The organism is Claveliimonas monacensis, assembly GCF_014982975.1.
Taxonomy (GTDB): domain Bacteria; phylum Bacillota; class Clostridia; order Lachnospirales; family Lachnospiraceae; genus Claveliimonas; species Claveliimonas monacensis.
On sequence record NZ_JADCKL010000001.1, the window covers coordinates 285,056 to 311,678 of the forward strand.

Consider the following 26,623-nt stretch of genomic DNA (forward strand, 5'->3'; position numbering starts at 1 on the left):
GTAGCAGAGTGAAAAAAATATTCAGGAAAAACCAGATTATCATTGCGGCTCTTGCGGTTATGATCGCTGCCGCCGGGTACCTGAACTATTCGGGACGGCTGTTCGGGGAGGAGGATACAGCTGCCCAGACAAGCGGGGATCTGGCCAGCCAGGAGCTCCTGGACATATCGGAGGAGGATGTGTCGGCCAGCTCAGGTGACATTGAGAGCCAGGATGCGGACGCGGAGGCTGCAGGGACAGAGGAGGGCGCGGATGATGGAAGTGTGGACGGCACTCCCGGGGAGGCTGTACTTACAAGCGGAGATGCCAGCGCCGTGGTGGCCGAGGCGAAGGTGACAAGGGAACAGGTGCGCGCTAAGAATAAAGAGGATCTGCTCTCCATTATCGACAATCAGAATTTAAGCGATGAGCAAAAACAGGACGCTGTCAACCAGATGGTCCAGATGACAGACTTAGCAGAGAAGGAGGCCGCAGCTGAGACACTTCTTGCTTCCAAAGGGTTTGACGAGGCTGTCGTCAGCCTTACGGCGGACAGCGCGGATGTGGTGGTCAACGCCTCGGAGCTTTCGGACGCGAACAGGGCCCAGATTGAGGATATCATCACCCGGAAAACCGGGATTGCCGCCCAGAACATCGTCATCACGCCCATCAATACTGCGGAGTGATCTTTACAAAGATTTAACGGGAAGCAAAGATGGATTTGAACTGGAGCTGTTAAGATAAGGGCAAACAAAGATACCAGGGTCAGGAAGGGAATGAGAGGATGACAGGAAGAGAAAAGCAAGCGCTCCGAAAGGCGTTTATAAAAATTTTGTCCGCAGCTGTGGTGGCGGCCGGTCTGGCCGGCATGTACGGGATGAGATCCAACGGTGCGGAAGCGCCGGCGGAGCAGGTGGTCATTTCCCAGTTCTACGGAGCCGGCGGCAGCGAGGGCGTCTTTTCCAGCGACTATGTGGAACTTTACAATCCGGGGGACAAGGCAGTCAGCCTGGAAGGATACATACTGGGCTACAGCTCCGGGAGCGAGGAGGGAAAGGCCGGTTCCACTGTGGACAGCGACGGCATGCGGACGGAGAAGACCATCGGGCTTGCCGGAACTATCCCGGCAAAGGGATATTATCTTGTGTGCGGCGCAGATAATACATGCAGGAAAGAGGCCTATCAGATACAGAGCTTTAACAGAAAATGGCAGGATCTTGTGATCGATGATCAGGCTACGGTCACAATAAAGCTCTATGAGGGAGGCAGCCTGGCAGATGTACTGTCCACAGAGGGAAGCAGCTGTCAGTATATGGTTTCCTCCAGCACCTCGGTCATCAGCCTGGAAGCTGACAGAGGAAGCGGCAGAGGTGGAAATGGCCTGAGGACCTTCTACTGGGGGGACGGCGTCTCGCCGGAATATGAAGACCGCTATGAGCCCCGCAGCTCCTACGGTGCTGCGGACGGGGAGGATCGGTGAAAAGAGGATGTATAAGAAGAGGATCAAAGCGAGGAAAGCCTTGATCCTTTTTTTGTTCGATAGTAATTGCACACACAGCATGACCTGTGGTAAACTGTATATTCGGAGTAAAACGACTATCTGATGTAGATGAAAATATAGAGGAGAGCTTATATCATGCCGGAATTGACAAAACAGATGAAAGATGAAATCAAAAGGCGCCGCACCTTTGCCATCATTTCCCACCCGGATGCGGGAAAGACGACCCTGACAGAGAAGTTCCTGCTCTACGGAGGAGCCATCAACCAGGCGGGAAGCGTGAAGGGAAAGGCCACCGCAAAGCACGCTGTGTCGGACTGGATGGAGATCGAGAAGGAGAGAGGTATCTCTGTCACATCCTCTGTCCTGCAGTTTGAGTATGACGGTTACTGCATCAACATCCTGGACACACCAGGGCACCAGGACTTCTCGGAGGATACCTACCGTACCCTCATGGCAGCGGACTCTGCCGTAATGGTGATAGACGCCTCCAAAGGCGTGGAGGCCCAGACGAGAAAGCTGTTTAAAGTCTGCACCATGCGCCACATCCCCATCTTTACCTTTATCAATAAGATGGACCGGGAAGCCATGGACACTTTTGAGCTTCTGGATGACATTGAAAATGAACTGGGTATCGCCACCTGTCCCATTAACTGGCCTATTGGATCAGGGAAGAATTTTAAGGGCGTGTACGACCGGAAAGAGAGAGAGGTGGAGCTCTTCTCCGACACGAAGAAGGGGACGACACAGGGAGAAGTCAAGAAGGTGAAGATCGATGACCCGGAGATTACCTGGCTCATCGATGAAAACCAGAGACTGCAGCTGGAAGAAGAGATCGAGCTCCAGGACGGGGCGGGCGCTGAGTTTGACCAGGAGCTGGTCAGCAGAGGCGAGCTGTCGCCTGTGTTTTTCGGCTCTGCTCTCACCAACTTCGGCGTGGAGACCTTCTTGCAGCACTTCCTTTCCATGACATCCTCCCCCCTTCCCAGAAAGTCAGACAAGGGGGAGATCAACCCGATGGAAGAGCAGGATTTCTCCGCTTTCGTGTTCAAGATACAGGCAAATATGAACAAGGCCCACAGGGACAGGATCGCCTTTATGCGCATCTGTTCCGGCAAATTCGACGCCGGTATGGAAGTCCATCACATCCAGGGCGGGAAAAAGGTGCGTCTCTCCCAGCCTCAGCAGATGATGGCCAGCGAGAGAAAGATCATCGAGAACGCCTATGCGGGGGACATTATCGGCGTGTTTGACCCGGGCATTTTCTCCATCGGAGATACTCTGACTGCCTCCCCGGAGAAGTTTGCCTTTGAGGGGATCCCCACCTTTGCGCCGGAGCATTTTGCGAGAGTTCGCCAGGTGGACACTATGAAGAGAAAGCAGTTTATCAAGGGGATCAGTCAGATCGCCCAGGAGGGAGCCATCCAGATCTTCCAGGAGTACAACACCGGTATGGAGGAGATCATCGTGGGCGTGGTGGGCGTCCTGCAGTTTGACGTGCTCAAATACCGACTGGAAAATGAGTACAAGGTGGAGATCCGCCTGGAGACGCTTCCCTATGAGCACATCCGGTGGATCGAGAACGAAGAGCTGGATCTGGACCGCCTTGTGGGTACTTCCGACATGAAGAAGATCAAAGACCTCAAAGACCGCCCACTGCTTCTCTTTATCAATGAGTGGAGTATCCGCATGACACTGGATCGGAATGAGGGACTCATCCTCTCTGAGTTCGGCCGTTCCTAGCGGCGCAGAGCCGAAAAGCCTCACAGGAAAGAGGCCGAAAGTGTTGGCATTTGCATATAATTTTGTTATAATGTATATTAATAATGTAATGTGAATTTGTAACACAAATATGGAGGTCATTTTTATGGGAAAAGATGAGAGAAGTACCTATACAATAAAAGAAGATGAAAATCTCGGAGAAGTAAAGATCGCTGACGAGGTGGTTGCCATCATCGCCGGTCTTGCAGCCATGGAAGTGGACGGTGTGGCGTCCATGTCCGGCAATGCCACCAGAGAGCTGATCAGCAAGCTGGGCATGAAATCCCTGTCAAAAGGCGTCAAGGTGGACGTGCTGGAGGGGATCGTCACCGTGTCTCTGAAGCTGAATTTAAAATACGGCTACAACGTCATGGACATCTGCCAGAAAGTGCAGGAGAAAGTGAAAGCAGCCATTGAAAATATGACAGGCCTTACCGTTGCGGACGTCAATATCCGCATCGCAGGCGTGGATGTTCCGGAGGAAGCATAAGTGAAGAGAACAGAGGCAAGGGAACATATATTTAAGATGGTGTTTGGCCTGGAGTTCAACACCGCAGATGAGATGCCCCAGCAGCTGGAGATGTACTTTGACCAGCTCGAGGAGGCGAAGGAGAAGGACAGGGAATATATCCAGAAGAAAGCTCAGGCTGTGGCAGAGCACATAGAAGAGATTGACAGACTGATCAATGAGCATACGACAGGCTGGAAGACCACCAGAATGAACAAGGTGGATCTGACCATCCTGCGGCTGGCTGTCTATGAGATGAAGTGGGACGATGACGTGCCTGTATCCGTGGCCATCAATGAGGCTGTTGAGCTTGCCAAGCGGTTTGGCGGAGACGAAAGTCCCTCTTTCATAAACGGCGTTCTGGCCAGGATCGCAGACTGAGACGAGAGGTGCATTGACAGATCATGGCGGGAAATGTTTATACAGTAAAACAGGTAAATGCCTATATCCGGAATATGTTCACCCAGGATTTCATGCTGAACCGCATTTACGTTAAGGGCGAAGTGTCGAACTGTAAGTACCATACGTCGGGTCATATATATTTTTCACTGAAGGATGAGTCCGGAACGATTGCCTGTGTCATGTTTGCAGGGCAGCGTGGAGGGCTCTCTTTTCGTATGGCGGAAGGACAGCAGGTGATCGTCTTTGGATCGGTCAGTGTGTACGAGCGGGGCGGCACATACCAGCTCTATGCCCGGCAGATACGCCTGGACGGAGAGGGCGTTCTGTATGAGAAGTTCCAGGCATTGAAAAAAGAGCTGGAAGAGATGGGCATGTTTGCGCAGGAGTACAAAAAGCCGATTCCTCCCTTTGCCATGCGGGTGGGAGTGGTGACGGCCTCCACCGGGGCGGCGGTACGGGATATTATGAATATCAGCAGGCGGCGCAACCCCTATGTACAGCTGATCCTCTACCCGGCCCAGGTGCAGGGAGAGGGAGCCAGTGAGAGCATTGTAAAGGGTATACACATGCTGGAGCAGGCCGGCGTGGATGTGATGATCGTGGGAAGAGGCGGCGGCTCCATCGAAGATCTGTGGGCCTTCAATGAGGAGATAGTGGCCAGAGCTATCTTTGAATGCTCTGTGCCCGTGATCTCGGCGGTAGGACATGAGACAGATATCACCATTGCCGACTATGTGGCAGATCTGCGGGCACCCACGCCCTCGGCTGCGGCGGAGCTGGCAGTCTGGGATATCCGTCTTTTTGACCAGCGCCTGCAGGAGACAGCCCTTCAGATGAACCGGCAGATGGACCGGCAGATACAGGTGAGCCGTCTGCGTCTCCAGAAGTACGAGGCCAGGCTGCGGTATCTGCACCCCGGCAACAAGCTGCGGGAAAAGCGCCAGATCCTGGTGGATCTGGAGGATGCCATGCGGCGTGATATCGAACAGAAGATACAGAGGGCAAGACACCAGCTTGCCATTTATATTGAAAAAATGCGGGGCCTGTCCCCAGCCGGAAAGCTGAATCAGGGCTACTCCTATGTGGAGAAGGAGTCTGGAGGCAGCCGGGAGGCGGTAAAGAGCATCCGCCAGGTGGAAAAAGACATGGAGCTGCACATCTATGTGTCGGACGGTGTGATCCGGGCCAGAGTGGAGGATGTGCAGGATGAAGGAGGAACGGCATGGAAGAGAGAATAGAAGAACAGACGGCTCCCGTGGAGGACGAGAAGACACTGGAGCAGCTTTTCTCGGAGCTGGAGGCAGTGACGGGAGCGCTGGAGGCAGAGTCTTCCCTGGAAAAGTCCTTTCAGCTCTACCACAGGGGAATGGATATGCTGAAGGCATGCAGTGACAGGATAGACCGAGTGGAGAAACAGATACAGGTTCTGGATGAAAAAGGAGAGGCCCATGAGTTGCAGTAAGATAGATTATGAGAGAGAAAGAGACCGGAAGGTAGAGGAGATAGAAGACATACTTAAAAATTATCTGCCCCGGAAAGAGGGAATGCAGAAGGTCATCATGGAGGCGATGGAGTACAGCCTTATGGCAGGCGGCAAGCGGCTTCGCCCCATGCTGATGCAGGAGACTTACCGCCTGTTCGGCGGAGAGAGCGGGATCATTGAGCCATTTATGGCGGCTATAGAGATGATCCACACCTACTCTCTTGTGCACGATGATCTGCCGGCCATGGATAACGATGAGTACCGCAGGGGACGAAAGACCACCCATGTAGTCTACGGGGAGGATATGGGGATCCTTGCGGGGGATGCTCTTTTGAACTTTGCCTTTGAGACAGCGTCCCTGGCTTTTGAGCAGTATCCGGACAAGGCGCTGCTGGCAGGCAGAGCCCTCCGTGTCCTGGCCGGGAAAGCGGGCATCTACGGTATGATCGGCGGCCAGGTGGTGGATGTGAAAGAGACGGGACATGCCGTCTCCCGGGAGGTCCTGGATTTTATCTATGAACTGAAGACGGGAGCCCTCATCGAGAGCTCCATGATGATCGGAGCCATCCTTGCCGGAGCTTCGGATGAAGATGTGAAGAAGGTGGAGAAGATCGCCTCAAATATAGGATTTGCCTTCCAGGTCCAGGACGATATCCTGGATGTGACCAGCACAAGCGAGGTGCTTGGCAAACCGGTCCACAGTGATGAGAAGAACGAGAAGAGCACCTATGTGACCCTGGTAGGTCTTGCGGAGGCGGGGAGACTGGTGGAGTCCGCTTCCATGGAAGCGGTGGGGCTTCTTGGAGAGCTTCCCGGAGAAAACGGGTATCTGGCGTGGCTCATCGAAAAGCTGATCCACAGGGAAAAATAAGGAGCGACAGGTATGTTGTTAGATCGGATCGAGAGAGAAAATGATATTAAAAAACTGAAGCCCCAGGAGCTGGAGGAGCTGGCCGGCGAGATCAGGCAGTTCCTGATAGAGAAGATCAGTATGACAGGGGGACATCTGGCCTCCAATCTGGGCGTGGTGGAACTGACCATTGCCATGCACCGGGTATTCCAGCTCCCGGAGGACAAGATGATCTGGGATGTGGGGCATCAGTCCTACACCCACAAGATCCTGACCGGGCGCAGAGCCGGGTTCGATGATCTGCGCAAGTATGGAGGCATGAGCGGTTTCCCGAAGAGAAAAGAGAGTGCCTGCGACGCATTTGACACAGGCCACAGTTCCACTTCCATCTCAGCCGGACTTGGATATGTGCAGGCCAGGGACCTGCTCGGGGAAGACTACAGCGTCATCTCTGTCATTGGAGACGGAGCCATGACAGGCGGCATGGCCTATGAGGCGCTGAACAACGCGGCCCAGATCAAGACGAATTTTATCATTGTACTGAATGACAATTATATGTCTATCTCAGAGAATGTGGGGGGCATGTCCGATTACCTTGCCCGGCTCCGGACAGCCGACATCTATACAGGACTGAAAAAAGGGGTTACCAACACCCTGCACAGGATCCCGGTGGCAGGGGACTCCATTATCGAGCAGATCCGGAGAACCAAGAACAGCATCAAGCAGCTTGTGGTGCCGGGCATGCTTTTTGAGGATATGGGGATCACTTACTTAGGCCCTATTCCAGGACACGATATTCCCATGCTGTGCCGGGCCCTGCGGGAGGCAAAGAAGGTAGAGGGGCCTGTGCTCCTCCACGTCCTCACCCAGAAGGGCAAGGGGTACAAGCCTGCAGAGCAGGAGCCGGCCCGCTTCCACGGCACCGGACCATTTGACATTGAGACAGGGAAACCATTAGGGACTGCAAAAAAAGATACCTATACGGATATATTTTCGAAAGTAATCTGTGACATAGGGAAAAGAGATCCGAAAGTGGCGGTCATCACCGCTGCCATGGCTGACGGCACTGGGCTTTCCGAGTTCCGGCGCCGCTTTCCCAGACGGTTTTTTGACGTGGGGATCGCGGAGGGCCATGCGGTCACCTTTGCTGCCGGACTGGCGGCAGGGGGGATCAAACCCGTATTTGCCGTGTATTCTTCCTTCCTCCAGAGAGGATATGACCAGATCATACATGATGTGGGACTGCAGAATCTGCCGGTTGTCTTTGCGGTAGATCGGGCGGGTCTTGTGGGAAGCGACGGGGAGACCCATCAGGGGATCTTTGACCTGTCCTACCTGGGCGGTATTCCCAATATGACAGTCATGTCCCCCAAGAACCGCTGGGAGCTGGCGGACATGCTCCGCTTTGCCGTTGACTATGACGGTCCGGTGGCCCTCAGGTATCCGCGGGGCACAGCCTATGACGGCTGCGAGGAGTTCCGGGCGCCTATTCAGTACGGCAGGAGCGAGGTGATCTACGAGGAGGAGAGCATCGCTATCGTGAGTGTAGGACACATGTTTGAGGAGGCTCTGAAAACCCGCAGGCTCATCAAGGAGACGGGGTATAACTGCACCCTCGTCAACGCCAGATTCGTCAAGCCTGTAGATGAGCAGATGATCGAGGAACTGGCAAAAAACCACAGCCTGATCGTCACCATAGAGGAAAATATCCTCTGCGGAGGCTTCGGGGAGCGGGTGACAGAGTATGTCTCCGAGCATGATCTGCCTGTACAGGTGCTGAACCTGGCGCTGCCGGACGACTATATTGAGCACGGCAGCGTGGACGTTCTGCGCAGGGAGGTCCTCCTGGACGCCCCCTCCATGACAAAGCGCATTGTGACAGAGTATATTCTTGCTTGCACCCGGAAGACAGTCGGCAAGAGAGAAATATAAACAAACAGGATGATAGAAATAGACAGGAGAACAGCCATGAAAGAGCGTCTGGATGTATTGCTTGTGAAAAGGAACCTGGCCGGTTCCAGGGAGAAAGCCAAGGCCATCATCATGTCCGGCATCGTGTATGTGGACGGGCAGAAGGAAGATAAGGCGGGAACCACCTTCCCGGAGGACGTGCAGATCGAAGTCCGCGGCCATACCCTTCCCTATGTAAGCAGGGGGGGACTGAAGCTGGAGAAGGCACTGAAGTGCTTTGATGTGTCCGTGGAGGGCAAGGTATGCACGGATGTGGGATCATCCACCGGAGGATTTACAGACTGCATGCTGCAGAACGGCGCAGTCAGGGTATACGCCATCGATGTGGGACGGGGCCAGCTGGACTGGAAGCTCCGCCAGGACGAGCGGGTTGTCTGCATGGAGAAGACAAATATCCGCTACGTGAAGCCGGAGGACTTAGGTGAGCCTATCGACTTTTCCTCCATAGACGTGTCCTTCATCTCGCTCTCAAAAGTGCTGGGGCCGATCCGGGACTATCTGACGGACAATGGGCAGATCACAGCTCTCATAAAGCCCCAGTTTGAGGCCGGCAGAGAAAAAGTGGGAAAGAAAGGCGTTGTGCGGGACAAGAGTACCCACATAGAAGTCATTGACAATGTGATCGCTTATGCCCTGTCTATCGGATTCAGAGTCCTGGACCTGACATTCTCCCCTATCAAAGGACCTGAGGGAAACATTGAGTATCTGGTTCACCTGGAAAAATGCCAGCCACAGGAGGCGGCTGTAGAGGAAAAGATCGATGTGAAGACTGTTGTGTCAGAAGCATTTGAAGCACTGCGAGGTTAGAAGATGGAACGGTTTTATATAGTGACGAACGATGGGAAAGACAGGGATGGGCGTGTAACCGAGAAGATCCGGCGGATCCTTGAGGGCGCGGGCAAGACCTGCCTGTTCTCAAAAAGGGATGACAGAAAAAATATCATCCGGGAGTCTGTCCCGGAAGACGCGGACTGCGCCATTGTCATCGGCGGGGACGGAACCCTTATAGAGGTGGCCAGAATATTAAAAAGCGAGATCCCGATCCTTGGCATCAATATGGGAACGCTGGGATATCTGACAGAGGTAGACCCGCCCAGGCTGGAGGAAGCATTGGCCCAGATCCTGCAGGGCGACTACTGTATTGAGGACAGGATGATGCTGGAGGGACATTTCCAGGGAATGAAACCGGATGTGGCCCTCAATGATATCGTCATCTCACGTAAGGGAAACCTGAGGGTTATACATTTTGATCTCTATGTAAATGGATCTCTTCTGAATTCCTATGAGGCGGACGGCATGATCATCTCCACCCCTACCGGTTCCACGGCCTACAATCTGTCAGCAGGGGGGCCGGTGGTGGAGCCCACGGCATCCCTCATCGTCCTCACACCCATCTGCTCCCACGCCCTGAATACAAGCAGCATTGTTTTGTCTGCGGATGACGAGATCGTTGTGCAGATTGGAATGGGGAGAAACGGAAGAGAAGAGGAAGTGTTTGCCACATTTGACGGCGCGGATGTGGTGGAGATGCGCACCGGGGACCGGATCCTGGTACGCAGATCAGAACACGTGACTAAGCTGATGAAGCTGAGCAAAGTCAGCTTTCTTGAAATCATGCGCAGAAAGATGAAAGGAAATTAGTACCATGAAGATCAACCGACACGCAAAGATTGTAGAACTCATCAGTAAATACAGGATCGAGACACAGGAGGAACTGGCAGAATACCTGAACAAGGAAGGATTTAAGGTAACTCAGGCCACTGTATCCAGGGATATTCGCGATCTGAAACTGACCAAGGTTCCCACGGATGACGGGAGACAGAAATATGCGGTCCACCAGAAGGGTGAATCGGAGATGAGCGAAAAATATATCCGCGTACTGAGAGACGGATATGCCTCTATGGATATGGCCCAGAATATCCTTGTGATCAAGACGGTAGTGGGCATGGCCAATGCTGTATGTGCTGCTCTCGATGCCATGAAGTGGAGTGAGATCATCGGGAGTGTGGCGGGAGATGACACCATTATCTGTGTGATCCGCAGTGTGGATGATACCATCGCCGTCATGGATAAGATCAGTAAAATCATTTCTTAAAGGCTTATAGAAGATACAGGAGGCTGTATGTTACAGAATTTACATGTGAAAAATCTCGCCCTGATCGACGAGGTGGAGATTGACTTCCAAAAGGGGCTGAATATACTGACAGGGGAGACCGGAGCGGGGAAATCCATCATCCTCGGTTCGGTCAGTCTCGCTCTTGGGGCCAGATATTCCACGGACATTCTGCGGAAAGGAGCGCAGTATGGATTTGTGGAACTGACCTTTACTGTTGAAGATAAAAAGCAGGAAGAGAGACTGAAAAAGCTGGATATTTTCCCGGAGGAGGGGACTGTTGTCCTGAGCCGGCGGCTCATGGAGGGGCGCAGCACCAGCAAGATCAACGGGGAGACGGTGCCCATCTCTCTTCTGAAGGAGGCGGCAGGGATCCTGATCGACATCCATGGACAGCACGAGCACCAGTCTCTCCTCTACAAGAAGAGACAGCTGGAGATCCTGGATGCCTTTGCCTCTGAAAAGATCCTGGAGGCAAAAGAGAAAGTCTTCGTCTCTTTCCAGGAGTACAAGAAGTGGAAAAAAGAGCTGGAGGAAGCAGATCAGGATGAGGCCGCGCGGGCCAAAGAGGCTTCCTTCCTGGAATTTGAAATAGGGGAGATCGAGGAGGCGGCTCTGCAGGACGGAGAGGACGAGGAGCTGGAAGAGAGCTACCGGCGCATGGTCAACAGCAGAAAGATCGTGGAGGGCGTCCATGAAGCCCACGGCTACACCAGCGAAGATGGGGATAGCGCAAGCGAGTCGCTGAGCCGCGCCATCAGAAGTCTTGCCGAAGCAGCAGGTCTGGATGAAGCTGCAAAGGAACTGTACGACCAGCTTTTGGAAGTGGACAGCCTTCTGAATGATTTCAACAGAGAGCTTGCAGACTACGAAAAGTCTCTTGACTTTTCTGACGAAGATTTTGCAGAGACTGAGAACAGGCTCAATGAGATCAACCGACTCAAGACAAAGTACGGCAGTACGATAGAGCAGATCAGGGTGTACTGTGAGGAGAAAAAGAGCCGTCTCCTTGTCCTGAATGATTATGACCGCTATCTTGAGGAACTGAAGGAGAAATATGAGCGTGCTCTCAAGCATCTGGAGAAGAACACAACAGTACTGACAAGACTCAGAAAGGAGCAGAGCCTTCTCTTTTCCGAGAAGATCACAGAGGGACTTAAGGATCTGAATTTTGCGGATGTGCGGTTCCAGATCGATTTTTCCAGTCTGCCGGAGTACACGGCAAACGGAAAGGATGACATCTCCTACATGATCTCCATGAACCCCGGTGAACCCCTGAAGCCGCTGGCTGAAGTCGCTTCCGGCGGTGAGCTGTCCAGGATCATGCTGGCCATCAAGACTGTGATGGCAGATAAAGATGAGATCCCCACCCTGATCTTCGATGAGATCGATGTGGGGATCAGCGGCAGAACGGCTCAGAAAGTATCCGAGAAGATGGCTGTCATCGGAAGAACCCATCAGGTCATTTGCATCACCCATCTGGCTCAGATCGCCGCCCAGGCGGATGCCCACTATCTGATCGAGAAGACAGTGTATGAGGGAAAGACCCACACAGATATCCGCCAGCTCTCCAACGAAGAGTCGGTGGAGGAGCTGGCCAGAATACTGGGAGGCGCAAAGATCACGGATACTGTCCTTGAGAATGCAAGGGAGATGAGAGAGCTGGCCCGCAGCGGGAAATAAATCTGTTTAAATAATGAGTTGACAATTTATTTTATTCCTGGCATTGATCGCCAGTGCAGTATTTCAAATAAGTCTGCTGGATACTGTCGCTGTATTTGAAGTTACATACAAAGTAATTTATTTGTGTTGCTTCATGTATAGAAAAACAGTATCCAGAAAAAGGAAAACGCCCATCCGCTCGGCAAAGCAAGGTGGGCGTCTGCGTCATTCGAGACACAACTAACACTTCTCTTACATATTCGTATATCCCATCAGATATTCATCCACTTCTCTGGCGCATTCCCGGCCTTCGGCAATGGCCCAGACCACAAGGGACTGGCCTCTGTGCATGTCGCCTGCGGCAAATACCTTTTCGGTGTTTGTCCTGTAGGAGGAGGGGGCAGTGGCGGCCACGCCTCTGGGTGTGAGGTCAAGCTGGAAGGCGTCTGACACATAGGACTCACATCCGGTAAAGCCTGCCGCGATGAGGAGAAGGTCTGCCTCCAGGATCTGTTCACTTCCCTCTACCTCTGTCATTTTCCCGTCCTTGAAGGCAAGCTTCACCGTTTTCACTCCTGTGAGCTGGTTTTTGTCGTCTGTCAGGAACTCCTTGATGGTCGTCTCGTAGATCCGGGGATCGTGGCCAAAGCAGTAGATGGCCTCCTCCTGCCCGTAATCGGTCTTGCAGATTTTGGGCCACTCCGGCCAGGGATTGGATGGGGTGCGCTCATCCGGGGCCTTGGGCATCATCTCGATCTGTGTGACAGAGGCGCAGCCCTGGCGGATGCAGGTTCCCACGCAGTCGTTGCCGGTGTCTCCACCGCCCACGATGATGACCTTTTTGCCCTTTGCAGACACCCAGGGAGTGCCGTCCAGCAGGTGCTTTGTGGCCCTTGTGAGGAAGTCCACGGCAAAGTAGATGCCCTCCGCCTGACGGCCCTCACCGTTTAGGTCCCTGGCTCTCTTGGAGCCGCAGCACAGGACCACAGCGTCGTACTCCTCCAGCAGCTTCTGTGCCGGGATGTCGGCGCCGATGTTGGCTCCGGTCACGAACTCTATGCCCTCCGCAGTCATAAGATCCACCCGGCGCTGCACGATGGATTTGTCCAGCTTCATGTTGGGGATGCCGTACATGAGGAGCCCTCCCACACGGTCCTCCCTCTCAAAGACAGTCACATGATGGCCTCTCTGGCCCAGCTGGTCGGCGGCTGCCAGGCCGGCGGGACCGGACCCAACCACGGCCACCTTCTTATCCGTGCGCACCGCCGGGATGCGGGGCTTCATATTTCCCTCAGCAAAGACTGTCTCTATAATGAAGAGCTCATTGTCGCGGATGGTGACCGGATCATCGTGCATGCCGCACACACAGGCCTTTTCGCACAGAGCCGGGCAGACTCTTCCGGTAAATTCCGGGAAGCTGCTGGTCTTGCGCAGACGGGAGAGCGCCTGGGAGTAATTCCCGTGAAACACCTCGTCGTTCCACTCCGGGATCAGATTGTGGAGCGGACAGCCTGTCACCATGCCTTTCAGCTGCAGTGCAGACTGGCAGAAGGGAACGCCGCAGTTCATGCAGCGTGCCCCCTGGAGCCTTCTTTCCTCAGGGGAAAGAGGGGGATGAAATTCATTGAAATTCTTGATGCGCTCCTCCGGAGCACAGGATGAATTATCCATTCTTTTATATTCTAAAAAACCAGTTGGTTTTCCCATAGTCAGTCTTCCTCCTTTGGACTATTTCTGGATCTCGTAAAATGCTTCAAGCGCCGCGTCTTCGTGGGAGAGACCCTTCTCTTCGTACTTGCTGATGGCGTGGAGCATGCGCTGGTAATCGTTGGGAAGGATCTTCTTAAATCCCGGCAGATAGTCTCCGAAATGCTCCAGGATATCCTTTGCGAGAGCGGAAGAGGTCTCCTTCTCGTAGTCCTTCAGTATATTTTTCAGCTCTGCGATGTCGTGCTTTTCTGTCACCTCAGACATGGTTACCATATCCTTGTTCAGCTTTTTGTAGAGCTGGTGATCCATATCCAGCACATAGGCTGTGCCGCCGCTCATGCCCGCGGCAAAGTTTTTGCCGGTTTTTCCAAGGATCACCGCGCAGCCTCCTGTCATGTATTCCAGGCCGTGGTCGCCGCAGCCCTCGGCCACTGCTGTGGCGCCGGAGTTGCGGACGCAGAAGCGCTCGCCGGCCACACCGCACACATAGGCCTTACCGGATGTGGCGCCGTAGAGGGCCACGTTTCCGATTATGATGTTCTCGGAGGCCTTAAAAGTGCTGTGTCTGGACGGATACACGATCAGCTTTCCGCCTGACAGGCCTTTGCCGAAGTAGTCGTTGGCGTCTCCCTCCAGCGTCAGGGTCAGACCCTTGGGGATAAAGGCGCCGAAGGACTGCCCGCCGCCTCCGGTGCAGTGTACCTTGAAGGTGTCGTCCTTGAGTGTGTTCTTGAAGGCGGCCGTGATCTCGGATCCCAGGATGGTTCCCACAGAGCGGTTCACGCTGTTCACGCGGATGCTCTCGCTGTGCTTCCTGCCGCTCTTCAGAGCCTTCTCAAAGCGGGGCAGGAGAATGGCCTCGTCCACGGTCTTCTCCAGTTCAAAGTCAAAGACATCCTCCGGGTTGAAGTGAACTGCGCTGCCCTCCGGGGAGGAGCAGAGGATCCTTGAGAGGTCTACCTTTTTCGCCCTCGGGATCGTACAGTTCTCCCTCACCTTCAGACATTCCGTGTGTCCCACCATCTCAGAGAGAGTGCGGAAGCCAAGCTTTGCCATGATCTCCCGCAGCTCCTGGGCCATGAAGAGCATGAAGTTCATGACGTACTCCGGTTTGCCCTTGAAGCGCTTGCGCAGGCACTCGTTTTGGGTGGCAACGCCCACAGGGCAGGTGTCCAGATTGCAGACACGCATCATCATGCAGCCCATGGTCACAAGGGGAGCGGTGGCAAAGCCGAACTCCTCAGCGCCAAGCAGGGCGGCAATGGCCACATCCCGGCCGCTCATGAGCTTGCCGTCTGTCTCGATGACTACACGGCTCCTCAAGTGGTTCTGTATCAGCGTCTGATGCGTCTCAGCAAGGCCCAGCTCCCAGGGAAGTCCCGCGTGATGGATGGAGCTCTGGGGCGCAGCTCCTGTACCTCCGTCGTAGCCGGAGATGAGCACAACCTGGGCGCCTGCCTTGGCCACGCCGGAGGCGATGGTGCCGACGCCTGCCTCGGACACCAGTTTGACAGCGATCCGGGCCTTTCTGTTGGCGTTCTTCAGGTCATAGATGAGCTGCGCCAGATCCTCGATGGAGTAGATATCGTGGTGCGGCGGAGGGGAGATCAGGGACACGCCTGGGGTAGAGTAGCGGGTCTTTGCGATCCAGGGGTATACCTTCTTACCGGGCAGATGTCCGCCTTCTCCGGGCTTTGCGCCCTGGGCCATTTTGATCTGGATCTCCTTTGCGCTCACCAGGTACTCGCTTGTGACGCCAAAGCGCCCTGAGGCCACCTGCTTGATGGCGCTGTTTTTCTCCGTTCCAAGGCGCTCCGGCTTCTCGCCGCCCTCGCCTGAGTTGGACTTGCCGCCCAGCCGGTTCATGGCAATGGCCATGCACTCGTGGGCCTCCTCGGAGATGGAGCCGTAGGACATGGCCCCTGTCTTAAAGTGCTTGACAATCTCAGAGGCGGGCTCCACCTCGTCGATGGGGATGCCCCCGTCCTCCGGGAACTGGAAGGCCAGAAGACCCCGCAGGGTGTGGGGACGGGTCTCGTCGTCCACCATGGCCGTATATTCCTTAAACCTGTCATAGTCGCCGTTCTGTGTGGCCTGCTGGAGGGCGATGATGGTGGCGGGATTGTAGAGGTGGTCCTCCTTGTCCTCGCCGCTTCTCAGCCTGTGGAAGCCGGTGCTGTCCAGCGTGGTATCCACGCCCAGGTCCAGCGGATCAAAGGCCTTGTTGTGGCGGGCGATCACGTCGTCATTGATGTCCTTCATGCTGATGCCGCCTACCCGGCTGACAGTGTTGGTAAAGTATTTGTCTATGACTTCCTTGCTGATGCCCACAGCCTCGAAGATCTGGGCGGACTGGTAGGACTGGAGGGTGGAAATGCCCATCTTAGCCGCGATCTTCACGATGCCGTGGAGAACAGCCTCGTTGTAGTCGTGGATGGCTGTGTGGTAGTCTTTATCCAGGATACCCCTGTCTATGAGCTCGGAGATGCACTCGTGAGCCAGATAGGGATTGACAGCCCGGGCGCCGTAGCCAAGGATGGTGGCGAACTGGTGCACGTCCCTGGGCTCGCCGCTCTCCAGGATGATGGAGACAGCGGTCCTCTTCTTTGTCCGGATCAGGTGCTGCTCCATGGCGGAGACAGCCAGGAGGGAGGGGATGGCCACATGGTTCTCATCCACGCCCCGGTCGGAGAGGATGATGATGTTGGCCCCCTTCGTGTAGGCCCGGTCGCAGCTGACAAAGAGCTGGTCCAGCGCCTTCTCAAGAGAGGTATTCTTGAAATAGAGAAGGGAGACCACGGCGCTCTTAAAGCCCGGGCGGTCCAGGGACTTGATCTTCATCATGTCCACACCGGTGAGGATGGGGTTCTTCACCTCCAGCACAGTACAGTTGCCGCTCGCCTCCTCCAGCAGGTTTCCGTCTGAGCCGATGTACACCGTGGTGTCTGTGACGATCTCCTCCCGGAGAGAGTCGATAGGCGGATTGGTCACCTGAGCAAAGAGCTGTTTAAAATAGTGGGAGAGAGGCGGATGCTTCTCCGACAGCACAGCCAGGGGAATGTCAGTCCCCATGGAGGCTGTGGCCTCGGACCCGTTTGTCGCCATGGGAAGGAGCACATCCTTCACGTCCTCGTAGGTGTAGCCGAAGACCTTGTAGAGCTGGTCCCTTCTCACCTGGCTGTGGACCGGCACCTTCTTGTTGGGGACCGGGATGTCCTTTAAGTAGAGCAGGTTCAGGTCCAGCCATTCGCCGTAGGGCTGGCGGGTGGAGTAGTACTCCTTGCACTCCTCGTCAGAGATAAGCTTTTTCTTCTTCGTGTCCACGAGGAGGATCTTTCCCGGCTGCAGCCTGGATTTCTCCACCACGTGCTCCGCCGGGAGATCCAGCACGCCCACCTCGGAGGAGAGGATGAGGTGCCGGTCGTCTGTGATGTAGTACCTGGAGGGACGAAGTCCGTTCCGGTCCAGCACAGCACCCAGGATATCTCCGTCTGAGAAGAGGATGGCCGCAGGGCCGTCCCAGGGCTCCATCATGGTGGCGTAGTAGTGGTAGAAATCTTTTTTCTTCTCATCCATGTACCGGTCATGCCTCCAGGGCTCCGGGATGGTGATCATGACGGCCAGGGGAAGGTCCATACCGTTCATGTAGAGGAACTCCAGGGTGTTGTCCAGCATGGCGGAGTCAGAGCCGCTGCTGCCGATGACCGGAAGTACCTTGTCGATGTCGTCTGAGATGACAGAAGAGTGCATGGTCTCCTCCCTGGCCAGCATGCGGTCCGCGTTGCCTCGGATGGTGTTGATCTCCCCGTTGTGGAGGATCAGGCGGTTGGGGTGAGCCCTCTCCCAGCTGGGTGTCGTGTTGGTGGAGAAGCGGGAGTGGACCATGGCGATAGCCGTGCGATAGTCCGTATCCTGCAGGTCGTCGTAGAACCGGCGGAGCTGTCCCACAAGGAACATGCCCTTGTACACGATGGTGCGGGAGGAGAGGGAGGCCACGTAGGTGTCCTCGCAGCTCTGCTCGAACTCTCTTCTGGCGATGTAGAGACGGCGGTCAAAGTCGATGCCCTTTGGGCAGTCCGCCGGCCTCTCCACAAAGCACTGCATGATGTAGGGCATGCGCTCTCTGGCGTAGTCTCCCAGTATCTCCGGGTGGACCGGCACCTTTCTCCAGCCAAGCAGTCTAAGGCCGCTTTTTTCTAAAATGACCTCAAACATTTTCCGGGAAAAATTCCGCTTCAGTGTGTCCTGGGGGAAGAAGAACATGCCTACGCCATAATCCCTCTCATCTCCCAGGGAAATGCCTGCCTGTGCGGCGGCTTTGGAAAAAAAGGAGTGGGAAATCTGCGTCAGGATCCCCACTCCGTCACCAACCTGTCCAGTGGCGTCTTTGCCTGCGCGGTGTTCCAGTTTTTCTACGATCGTAAGGGCGTCGTCCAGAATTTTGTATTCCTTTACGCCGTCGATACTGACAACAGCTCCGATGCCGCAGGCATCGTGCTCAAAACTGCTCTGATATAAAGTTTGATTTTCCTGGTTCATATAGAAAACTCCTTTCGTGTTGCGGCGCTTTTGTCTAAACGCCGCTTGCTCCGTAGTTGGAGAGTACTCTTGCGGAAGGATCATCCACATCGCAGCCCTCCCACTCTTTGTTGGGCATCCAGAAGTCCGTGATCATCTCAGACTGTCCGGGATAGTACTTCTCAAAGATCTCCCGGTACAGGAGGGACTCCTTTGTGAAGGGAGCTGCATGTGTATATTGTTTCCGTTTTTCTTCAAATTCTTCATCGGAATAGCAGCCCTCTGCGTATTCCTTCAGATAATCCACCATGGAGTGGCCCACTGCGTCGGAGAAGGCGGCCTTCTCACGCATCAGGATGTCGTGGGGGAGATAGTCTCCCTCAAAGGCATGGCGGAGAAGATATTTTCCTTTGTTATAGATGTTCATTTTCTTAGATGGATCCACGCCCATGACGTAGGAGACAAAATCCAGGTCGCCGAAGGGAACACGTGCCTCCATGGAGTTCACGCTGATACACCGGTCAGCCCGGAGCACATCGTACATGTGGAGCTCGTGGACTCTCTTGACAGACTCTTTTTGGAAGGCCTCCGGTGAGGGGGCGAAGTCTGTATATTTGTAGCCGAAGAGCTCGTCTGAGATCTCTCCGGTCATGAGGACCCGCACATCTGTCTTCTCGTGGATGGCCCTGCAGAGAAGGTACATGCCCATGGAAGCGCGGATGGTAGTGATGTCAAATGTGCCGAGAGCTTTGATGACATCCGGCAGGGCATGAAGCACATCCTCCTTTGTGATGATGACCTCTGTGTGGTCGCTGCCGATATAGTCCGCCACTTCCTTTGCGTACTTTAAGTCAATGGCGTCCTCGCTCATGCCGATGGCAAAAGTGCGGATGGGGCGGCCAAGGATGCGGGCTGACACAGCGCACACGAGAGAGGAGTCCAGGCCTCCGCTTAAGAGGAAGCCAAGGGGAGCGTCCGCGTCCAGTCTCTTGCGGATGCCTTCCACCAGCTTGTCGTGGATGTTCCTGCAGACCTCCTCCGTGTCATCCGTACAGACAGAGGAAACCGCAGTGATATCGCGGTAGCAGATGAATTCCCCGTCCTTATAGTAATGTCCGGGCGGGAAGGGCATGATCTTATCGGTCAGTCCCACCAGGTTCTTGGCCTCGCTTGCGAAAATAGCGGCGCCGTCTTTGTCATAGCCATAGTAGAGAGGGCGGATCCCGATGGGGTCCCTTGCCGCTATGTATGATCTCGTGTCGCCGTCAAAGAGGATGAGAGCGTACTCTGCATCCAGCATGCCAAACATGTCTGTCCCGTATTCCTTGTAGAGGGGGAGAAGGATTTCGCAGTCGCTGTCACTCTTAAAGGTATAGCCTTTCTCCTCCAGCTTTTTTTTCATTTTTCTGAAGCCATATATTTCTCCGTTGCATACAAGGGTATGACCGCAAAGGGAGAAGGGCTGCATCCCTTCTCCTGTAAGTCCCATGATCGCAAGTCTGTGAAAACCGAGAAGGCCGAAGCCGGTATCGATGATCCGGCTGTCGTCCGGTCCTCTCGAGATGGTGCGGTCAAATCCCTCCTTGAATAGATCGTGATCGGCACTGGGTGAACAGTACCCCATGATTGAACACATAGATGTTACCTCCGGGATTTGATTTTTATAAATCAGGCGCTCTGCCTAGATGATGCCAAAGAGCAGCTTTCCGTAAGTCGGGAATGGCCATACAGATGTGTCTGTCATGGTCTCCAGCAGATCCATGTCGCCGCGGAGGGCGTCCATGGCCGGGATGACCATATCTCTGTAGTAGAAGGCCTCCTTCTCGAAATCGGAAATGGTTCCTGCCTCGCTGGCAACCCTCTTCAATGTCTCCAGCTTCTCGTAGGCGGAAGCAGTGAGAGAGGAGATCTTCTTGACTGTGCTGTATTCATAGGATGTGTCGATCTCAGCTCCGAGAGAGCGCTTTGCGAGTACAGTATCCGTGAGTGAGTGTGCGTATCCACTGACTGCCGGGAGGATATCCCGCTCAGCCATCTCGGCCATGGTCAGGGCCTCGATGTGCAGCACCTTCACGTAATTTTCCATCATGATCTCATAGCGGGACTGCATTTCTTCCTCGCTGAACACCTTGTGGGAGGTGAACAGTTTCACGTTCTTCTCGTGGAGGAAGCAGGGCAGTGCGTCCGGCGTGGTGCGCAGGTTCAGAAGACCTCTCTTTTCGGCCTCCTCAAGCCATGCGTCGTCGTAGCCGTTTCCGTTGAAGATGATCCGCTTGTGGTCCCGGATTGTATCCCGTATCAGGTCGTGGAGGGCGGTCTCGAAATCGTCCGCGCTCTCCAGGATGTCGGCGAACTGCTTCAACTCTTCTGCCACCGCCGTGTTCAGGATCACGTTGGGGCCTGAGATGGAAGCGGAGGAGCCCAGCATGCGGAACTCGAATTTATTTCCGGTAAAGGCAAAGGGTGATGTCCTGTTCCGGTCTGTGGAGTCTTTGGGGAACTTGGGAAGAACGTGTACGCCGACACGCATCAGCTCTTTTTCCTTTCCGTCGTAGGACTCTTCGTTTTCAATGGCCTTGAGGATTTCGGTCAGCTCATCGCCAAGGAACATGGAGATGACGGCCGGCGGCGCCTCGTTTGCCCCCAGTCTGTGGTCGTTTCCGGCTGAAGCGGCGGACAGGCGCAGGAGATCCTGGTACTCATCCACAGCCTTGATGACCGCGCAGAGGAAGAGGAGGAACTGGGCGTTCTCGGAGGGCGTGTCGCCGGGCTCAAGAAGATTGATGCCGGTGTCCGTGGAGATAGACCAGTTGTTGTGCTTGCCGCTTCCGTTGATGCCCTCAAAGGGCTTCTCGTGGAGAAGGCAGACAAGGTCGTGCTTCTTGGCGATCCGCTGCATCAGCTCCATCATCAGCTGGTTGTGGTCTGTGGCAATGTTGGTAGTGGTGAAGATGGGCGCCAGCTCGTGCTGTGCGGGAGCCACCTCGTTGTGCTCTGTCTTGGCCAGGATTCCCAGCTTCCAGAGTTCTTCATTGAGTTCCTTCATATATGCCTGGACGCGGGATTTGATGGTGCCGAAGTAGTGGTCCTCCAGTTCCTGGCCCTTGGGAGCGGGTGCTCCGAAGAGGGTCCTGCCGGTGTAGATCAGGTCTTTTCTTTCCTCATAATACTTTTTATCTACCAGGAAATATTCCTGCTCCGGGCCTACCGTTGTCTTTACGGATTTCACATCCTCATTTCCGAAGAGATGCACAACCCGGAGAGCCTGGCGGTTGATGGCCTGCATGCTCCGCAAAAGAGGCGTTTTCTTGTCGAGCGCGTGGCCGCTGTAGGAGCAGAAGGCCGTGGGGATGCACAGGACACCGTTCTTGATGAAGGCGTAGGCTGTGGGGTCCCAGGCTGTGTATCCTCTGGCCTCAAAGGTGGCCCGAAGTCCTCCCGACGGGAAGGAGGAGGCGTCCGGTTCACCCTGCACCAGCTCTTTGCCGGAAAATTCCATGATGACTTTTCCGTCCACATCCGGGCTGATGAAGCTGTCGTGCTTTTCGGCTGTTATGCCTGTCATGGGCTGGAACCAGTGGGTGTAGTGTGTGACTCCCTTTTCAATCGCCCAGTCTTTCATGGCGTTGGCGACTACGTTGGCAATATTTATGTCCAGGCTCCTTCCGTCTTTCATCGTGCGCTGAAGCTGCCGGAAGGTCTCCTTTGGAAGGCGTTCCTTCATGACAGACTCATCGAAAACCATTGAACCAAATTTTTCTGCTGCTGTACTCATGACTCTCTGACTCCTTTTCATTTTAATTAGAATTAAAAAAGCGGCAATGGAGACTCCTTCGTCCCAGTGTGGCCATCCCCGGGGCGAAAGAAGCGACTCCATTGCCGCATACAAAAGTAAAAGAAAAAACGGCGCGCAGAAAAAAGGGGTAATTTCTGCGACACCGTTGCCGTTCTTTGCCTGTAACTATACTGCCGGGAGAATGATTTGTCAAATGTTTTCTTGTATTTATTTCCGTACAATCCACAAGGACGTCCCCTCAAAAGTTGACATGGAAAAGGAAATCCGCTATATTTTTTACTGTAATGACATAGTGTGCAGGTGAAAATGCATATCCTGTGTCAGAAGAAATATGAGAGACAGAGAATATGGGCAAAGGCGTTCATCTGAAGGTAGAGAAAGTTCTCGCGTATGCGTATCTTTCTCTTTCAGAAGGCGCCTTTTTATCATATGCAGATATAAAAGGAGGATTGAATATGGATATGTATCAGTACGAAAAGGTTATGACATTCGTGGATGAGGAGGATGTGAAATTTATCCGGCTTGCCTTTTTTGACGCCTTTGGCGTGCAGAAAAATATTTCTATCATGTCCGGTCAGCTGGAGCGGGCCTTTAAGGAGGGGATCTCTTTTGACGCCTCCGCTGTGGCAGGCTTTGGCGGTGAAGTGAAGAGCGACCTCTTTCTCCACCCGGACCCGTCCACCTTTTCTATTCTTCCGTGGCGGCCTTCCACAGGCAGGGTGGCCAGGATGTACTGCGACATCCGTTACCCGGATGGAACCCTGTACGAGAAGGACAGCCGTTATATATTAAAGAAAGCCGTGGAAAAAGCAAAGGAGAAGGGGCTGAAGATCGATTTTGGAACGGAGGTGGAATTCTACCTTTTCCAGACGGATGAGAATGGAAATGCCACAAAGATCCCCTTTGACAGGGCCGGCTACATGGATGTGGCCCCGGAGGACAAAGGAGAGAATATCCGCCGGGAGATCTGCTTTACCCTCATCGACATGGGCATCGAGCCGGAGGCCTCCCACCACGAGGAAGGGCCGGGGCAGAACGAGATCGATTTCCAGTACAGCGATCCCCTCACTGCCGCAGACAATACGGCTTCCTTTAAATGGGTGGTGAGTACGGCCGCCATGGGCAACGGACTGTACGCCGACTTCTCCCCGAAACCTATCAAGGAATATGCGGGCAACGGCATGCATATCAATATGTCAGTGAGATGCGAGGATGGATCGGACTGCAATGGACAGTTTATGACAGGCATCCTGGAGCATATACGTGAGATCACCCTGTTCCTGAATCCTTCAGAGGACTCCTACCGGAGGCTGGGGGAGAAGAAAGCGCCCAAATATGTGACCTGGTCCCCGGAAAACCGCTCCCAGCTGATCCGCATCCCGGCCGTGAAGAGCGGGAAGAAGAGGATCGAGCTTCGCTCCCCTGATCCCACAGCCAATCCTTATCTCGCCTTTGCCCTTCTGATCTACGCCGGCATGGACGGCATTGAGAGAAAGCTGCCTCTCCAGAAACCGGCCAATGTCAATCTGTACACAGCAGACCACGATGTGACAGACCAGCTGAAAAAACTGCCGGAGAGCCGGGGGGAGGCCTGGGACGCGGCAGCTGCAGGCACCCTCGTGAAACGGGTGCTGCCGGAAAGCTATCTGGCTGCCTACAAGAACCCGCCTGAGACACACTGACAGATATATGGACAAAGATAAAGGAGTGGGAAGAACATGACAGCAGAAAAAGCGGCATACCGCGTACTGGTGGCTTCTGCGTCAGACAAGATGGCCTCCGTGGTGAAGGATGTGCTCCCCGGCCCTCAGTACAGAGATATCTCTTACGTGTCCACCATGGGGGATGCAAAACGGATGCTGGTCAGCCAAACTTACGATATCCTCATCATCAACACACCGCTGAAAGATGATTTCGGCATACAGGCCGCCGTTGACATAGCAGAGCAGCATGAGACAGGGATCCTGCTTCTGGTCAAGGCAGAGATGTACGAGCAGGTGTCTTCCCAGGTGGAGGACTACGGCATCGTCACCCTGGCAAGGCCCACCACGCGGCAGAGCCTTTACACATCCGTCAAAATGCTGAGCGCGGTCCAGATGAAGATCAGAAAGCTGGAGAAAGAGATGCGCAGGATGAAGGAGCGGATGCAGGAACAGCAGACCATTGACCGGGCCAAATGGCTTCTCGTGGACCAGCGGAAGATGAGCGAGCCGGATGCCCACAGATATATAGAAAAAGCAGCCATGGACCGGTGCGTGAAAAAGATCCGGATCGCGGAGGAGATCCTCAGGGAGAACTGACAGCCATTTATTACCAGTGTAAAAGTTTTCCTCCTTCGCATACTAACGATAAAACGCCTCCACATGAGGGGCGGCAGTATGGAGACGATAGTATGCGAAGATATTGGTACAGACGAATTTTGATCATGATCCTTGTGTTCACCATTTCGGTGGGAGGAAGCTGGTACCTGATCGAGGAGAGCAGGGCCAGTCTGGAAAAAGAAGTAAATGCGGACACTTCCGATGAGCTTTTGATCCCCGGAGGTATGCCTGTGGGGATCTATCTGGAGACAGAGGGAGCGCTGGTGCTGGGGACAGAGAAGATCGAGGGGGAGGATGGACAGGAGTATGAGCCGGCTGCAGATCTGGTACAGGAGGGAGACTATATCATTGGCCTCGACGATGAGAAGATCTCGAACAAATCCCAGCTGGTGGAGGCAGTGGCCGCATTGGACAAAGAGGAAGTGGTGCTGAAGGTGCGCCGGGATGAGCAGGAAATCGCCATCCGCATGAAGGCGGTCCACTGCGGCAGGGATGAGTACAAGCTGGGGATCTGGGTGCGGGATAATGCCCAGGGACTTGGCACAGTCACTTTCCTGAATGCGGACAGCCAGTTCGGGGCGCTGGGGCACGGCATCAGGGATACAGATACCGGCCAGCTTCTGGACGCCTCCGACGGTCTTCTCTACACCACCAGCATCAAGGATATTAAGAAGGGAAAAGACGGGACGCCGGGAGGCATGGAAGGCGTGATCATCTACAACAATTACAATATTCTTGGAAGTATTAATGAGAACACAGAGGACGGCATTTACGGTACGCTGGACAGAGTGGATACCCTCTTCACAGACACCCGGCCTCTGGAACCAGCCGGCGACGAAAGTGAGATACAAGAGGGGGAGGCCGTCATTCGCTGTGCGGTCAGCGGCACGGTGGAAGATTACAAGATCCGTATTACAAAAGTTGACAGGAATGCCCAGGAAGCGAACAAAAAGATCATGCTGGAAGTGACAGATGAAAAGCTGCTGGAGCTCACAGGAGGGATCGTCCAGGGAATGAGCGGCAGTCCCATTATCCAGAACGGGAAGCTGATCGGAGCGGTGACCCACGTGTTTGTGAACAGCCCGGAGGAGGGATACGGCATCTTTATCCAGGACATGTTGAAACATATCGAAAGTTAAGAAAATAGTGGGAAGGTGTCGAGATCTTCCGACCCTAAATCCTTGATTTCGCATTCTTGTAATTCTATAATTTTCCTTGACAGTTTTTCAAGAATAGATAGGAGGATTTATGGAATGGGAGAGATTCGTGTAGCAATCGCCGACGACAACGAGAGAATTCTGGAGCTGCTTGGCGAAATCGTCAGCAGCGATAAAGACCTGAGCCTTGTGGGGAAGGCGGACAACGGTGAGGATATGTGCCGGGTGATCCGGGAAAAAGAGCCGGATGTTGTCCTGCTTGATCTGATCATGCCTAAAATGGACGGACTTGGCGTGATGGACGCCGTCAACCATGACAAAACTTTGAAAAAACGCCCGTATTTTATCATAGTCACAGCTGTGGGCCAGGAGCGGATTACAGAGGACGCTTTCAACAAAGGGGCCATGTACTATGTTATGAAGCCTTTTAAGAATGAGGTGATCCTGGAGCGGATCAAGCAGGTCACCCAGAAGGGGAGGACGAGCTATATCCACGGCCTGGATGCTGCTGCCCAAAGTCCGGAGCAGGAGGAGGCCAACCTGGAGACAAGGGTGACGGATATGATCCACGAGATCGGCATTCCCGCCCATATCAAGGGGTATCACTATCTGAGGGACGCCATTATGATGGCAGTGGAAGATATGGATGTGCTGAACGCCGTGACGAAAGTTCTCTATCCCACAGTGGCCAAACATCACCAGACAACGGCCAGCCGGGTGGAGAGGGCTATACGGCATGCCATCGAGGTGGCCTGGAGCAGAGGAAAGCTGGACACTCTGGATGAACTGTTCGGATACACGGTGAGCAATGGCAAGGGAAAGCCCACAAACTCCGAGTTTATCGCGCTGATCGCAGATACGCTGCGCCTGGAATATAAAAACAGATAACCCTTT

General features: G+C 54.2%; 21 protein-coding genes. 17 read left to right on the plus strand and 4 right to left on the minus strand.

What is annotated here, in order from left to right:
• Positions 1-8 precede the first annotated feature (8 nt).
• From INF30_RS01340 to recN, 13 genes are all read left to right on the plus strand, one after another.
• Positions 9-665, plus strand: coding sequence for a SpoIIIAH-like family protein (locus INF30_RS01340; RefSeq protein WP_226393992.1), 657 nt, complete (start codon positions 9-11; stop codon positions 663-665).
• A gap of 98 nt (positions 666-763) precedes the next feature.
• Positions 764-1,459 (plus strand): lamin tail domain-containing protein, encoded by a 696-nt coding sequence (locus INF30_RS01345; protein WP_226393993.1) that lies wholly within the window; start codon positions 764-766, stop codon positions 1,457-1,459.
• Between the two features lie 156 nt (positions 1,460-1,615).
• Positions 1,616-3,220, plus strand: a complete 1,605-nt coding sequence (locus tag INF30_RS01350; protein ID WP_076777496.1) for a peptide chain release factor 3 — start codon at positions 1,616-1,618, stop codon at positions 3,218-3,220.
• A 124-nt stretch (positions 3,221-3,344) separates the two neighbouring features.
• Positions 3,345-3,728: an Asp23/Gls24 family envelope stress response protein gene (locus INF30_RS01355; RefSeq protein ID WP_033125536.1), complete on the plus strand. Its 384-nt coding sequence runs from the start codon at positions 3,345-3,347 to the stop codon at positions 3,726-3,728.
• Positions 3,729-4,127 (plus strand): transcription antitermination factor NusB, encoded by a 399-nt coding sequence (gene nusB / locus INF30_RS01360; RefSeq protein ID WP_076777495.1) that lies wholly within the window; start codon positions 3,729-3,731, stop codon positions 4,125-4,127.
• A 23-nt stretch (positions 4,128-4,150) separates the two neighbouring features.
• Positions 4,151-5,386: an exodeoxyribonuclease VII large subunit gene (gene xseA / locus INF30_RS01365; protein ID WP_226393994.1), complete on the plus strand. Its 1,236-nt coding sequence runs from the start codon at positions 4,151-4,153 to the stop codon at positions 5,384-5,386.
• Positions 5,371-5,610, plus strand: coding sequence for an exodeoxyribonuclease VII small subunit (gene xseB / locus INF30_RS01370; protein ID WP_076777493.1), 240 nt, complete (start codon positions 5,371-5,373; stop codon positions 5,608-5,610). Before xseA ends, xseB begins: the two co-directional genes overlap by 16 nt.
• Positions 5,597-6,502: a polyprenyl synthetase family protein gene (locus INF30_RS01375; RefSeq protein WP_076777492.1), complete on the plus strand. Its 906-nt coding sequence runs from the start codon at positions 5,597-5,599 to the stop codon at positions 6,500-6,502. Before xseB ends, INF30_RS01375 begins: the two co-directional genes overlap by 14 nt.
• A 12-nt stretch (positions 6,503-6,514) precedes the next feature.
• Positions 6,515-8,413 carry a 1-deoxy-D-xylulose-5-phosphate synthase gene (dxs, locus tag INF30_RS01380; RefSeq protein WP_226393995.1) on the plus strand — a complete coding sequence of 633 codons (1,899 nt, stop codon included), beginning with the start codon at positions 6,515-6,517 and terminating at the stop codon, positions 8,411-8,413.
• 36 nt (positions 8,414-8,449) lie between these two features.
• On the plus strand, positions 8,450-9,259 hold the full coding sequence (locus INF30_RS01385) for a TlyA family RNA methyltransferase (protein WP_226393996.1): 810 nt from the start codon (positions 8,450-8,452) through the stop codon (positions 9,257-9,259).
• A gap of 3 nt (positions 9,260-9,262) precedes the next feature.
• Entirely contained in the window at positions 9,263-10,093 is an 831-nt protein-coding gene (locus INF30_RS01390; protein ID WP_076777489.1) for an NAD(+)/NADH kinase, read from the plus strand.
• A 4-nt stretch (positions 10,094-10,097) separates the two neighbouring features.
• Positions 10,098-10,547 (plus strand): arginine repressor, encoded by a 450-nt coding sequence (argR, locus tag INF30_RS01395; RefSeq protein ID WP_076777488.1) that lies wholly within the window; start codon positions 10,098-10,100, stop codon positions 10,545-10,547.
• A gap of 27 nt (positions 10,548-10,574) precedes the next feature.
• Complete coding sequence (recN, locus tag INF30_RS01400; RefSeq protein WP_226393997.1) at positions 10,575-12,248, plus strand: DNA repair protein RecN; 1,674 nt, start codon at positions 10,575-10,577, stop codon at positions 12,246-12,248.
• Positions 12,249-12,479: 231 nt separating this feature from the next.
• Here the strand turns inward: recN and INF30_RS01405 are convergent, their stop codons facing one another.
• Genes INF30_RS01405 through INF30_RS01420 form a run of 4 tightly spaced genes read right to left on the minus strand, consistent with a single transcriptional unit; the run spans position 12,480 to position 22,230 of the window.
• Positions 12,480-13,934 (minus strand): glutamate synthase subunit beta, encoded by a 1,455-nt coding sequence (locus INF30_RS01405; protein ID WP_226393998.1) that lies wholly within the window; start codon positions 13,932-13,934, stop codon positions 12,480-12,482.
• A 21-nt stretch (positions 13,935-13,955) separates the two neighbouring features.
• The gene (gltB, locus tag INF30_RS01410) at positions 13,956-18,476 is read right to left on the minus strand and encodes a glutamate synthase large subunit (RefSeq protein ID WP_226393999.1); all 4,521 of its coding nucleotides are present in this window, start codon (positions 18,474-18,476) and stop codon (positions 13,956-13,958) included.
• Between the two features lie 34 nt (positions 18,477-18,510).
• Positions 18,511-20,091 (minus strand): asparagine synthase B, encoded by a 1,581-nt coding sequence (asnB, locus tag INF30_RS01415; protein WP_226394000.1) that lies wholly within the window; start codon positions 20,089-20,091, stop codon positions 18,511-18,513.
• Positions 20,092-20,136: 45 nt separating this feature from the next.
• Positions 20,137-22,230: a glutamine synthetase III family protein gene (locus tag INF30_RS01420; RefSeq protein ID WP_226394001.1), complete on the minus strand. Its 2,094-nt coding sequence runs from the start codon at positions 22,228-22,230 to the stop codon at positions 20,137-20,139.
• A gap of 476 nt (positions 22,231-22,706) precedes the next feature.
• Here INF30_RS01420 and INF30_RS01425 point away from each other — a divergent pair, with 476 nt between their 5' ends.
• The 4 genes from INF30_RS01425 to spo0A all read left to right on the plus strand — a co-directional run bounded on the left by INF30_RS01425 (position 22,707) and on the right by spo0A (position 26,617).
• Positions 22,707-23,933, plus strand: a complete 1,227-nt coding sequence (locus INF30_RS01425; RefSeq protein ID WP_330391081.1) for a glutamine synthetase family protein — start codon at positions 22,707-22,709, stop codon at positions 23,931-23,933.
• A 36-nt stretch (positions 23,934-23,969) separates the two neighbouring features.
• Complete coding sequence (locus INF30_RS01430; RefSeq protein WP_076777482.1) at positions 23,970-24,551, plus strand: ANTAR domain-containing response regulator; 582 nt, start codon at positions 23,970-23,972, stop codon at positions 24,549-24,551.
• A gap of 92 nt (positions 24,552-24,643) precedes the next feature.
• Positions 24,644-25,711 carry a SpoIVB peptidase gene (spoIVB, locus tag INF30_RS01435; RefSeq protein WP_076777481.1) on the plus strand — a complete coding sequence of 356 codons (1,068 nt, stop codon included), beginning with the start codon at positions 24,644-24,646 and terminating at the stop codon, positions 25,709-25,711.
• 114 nt (positions 25,712-25,825) lie between these two features.
• Complete coding sequence (spo0A, locus tag INF30_RS01440) at positions 25,826-26,617, plus strand: sporulation transcription factor Spo0A (protein WP_076777480.1); 792 nt, start codon at positions 25,826-25,828, stop codon at positions 26,615-26,617.
• The last annotated feature ends 6 nt before the right edge of the window (positions 26,618-26,623 follow it).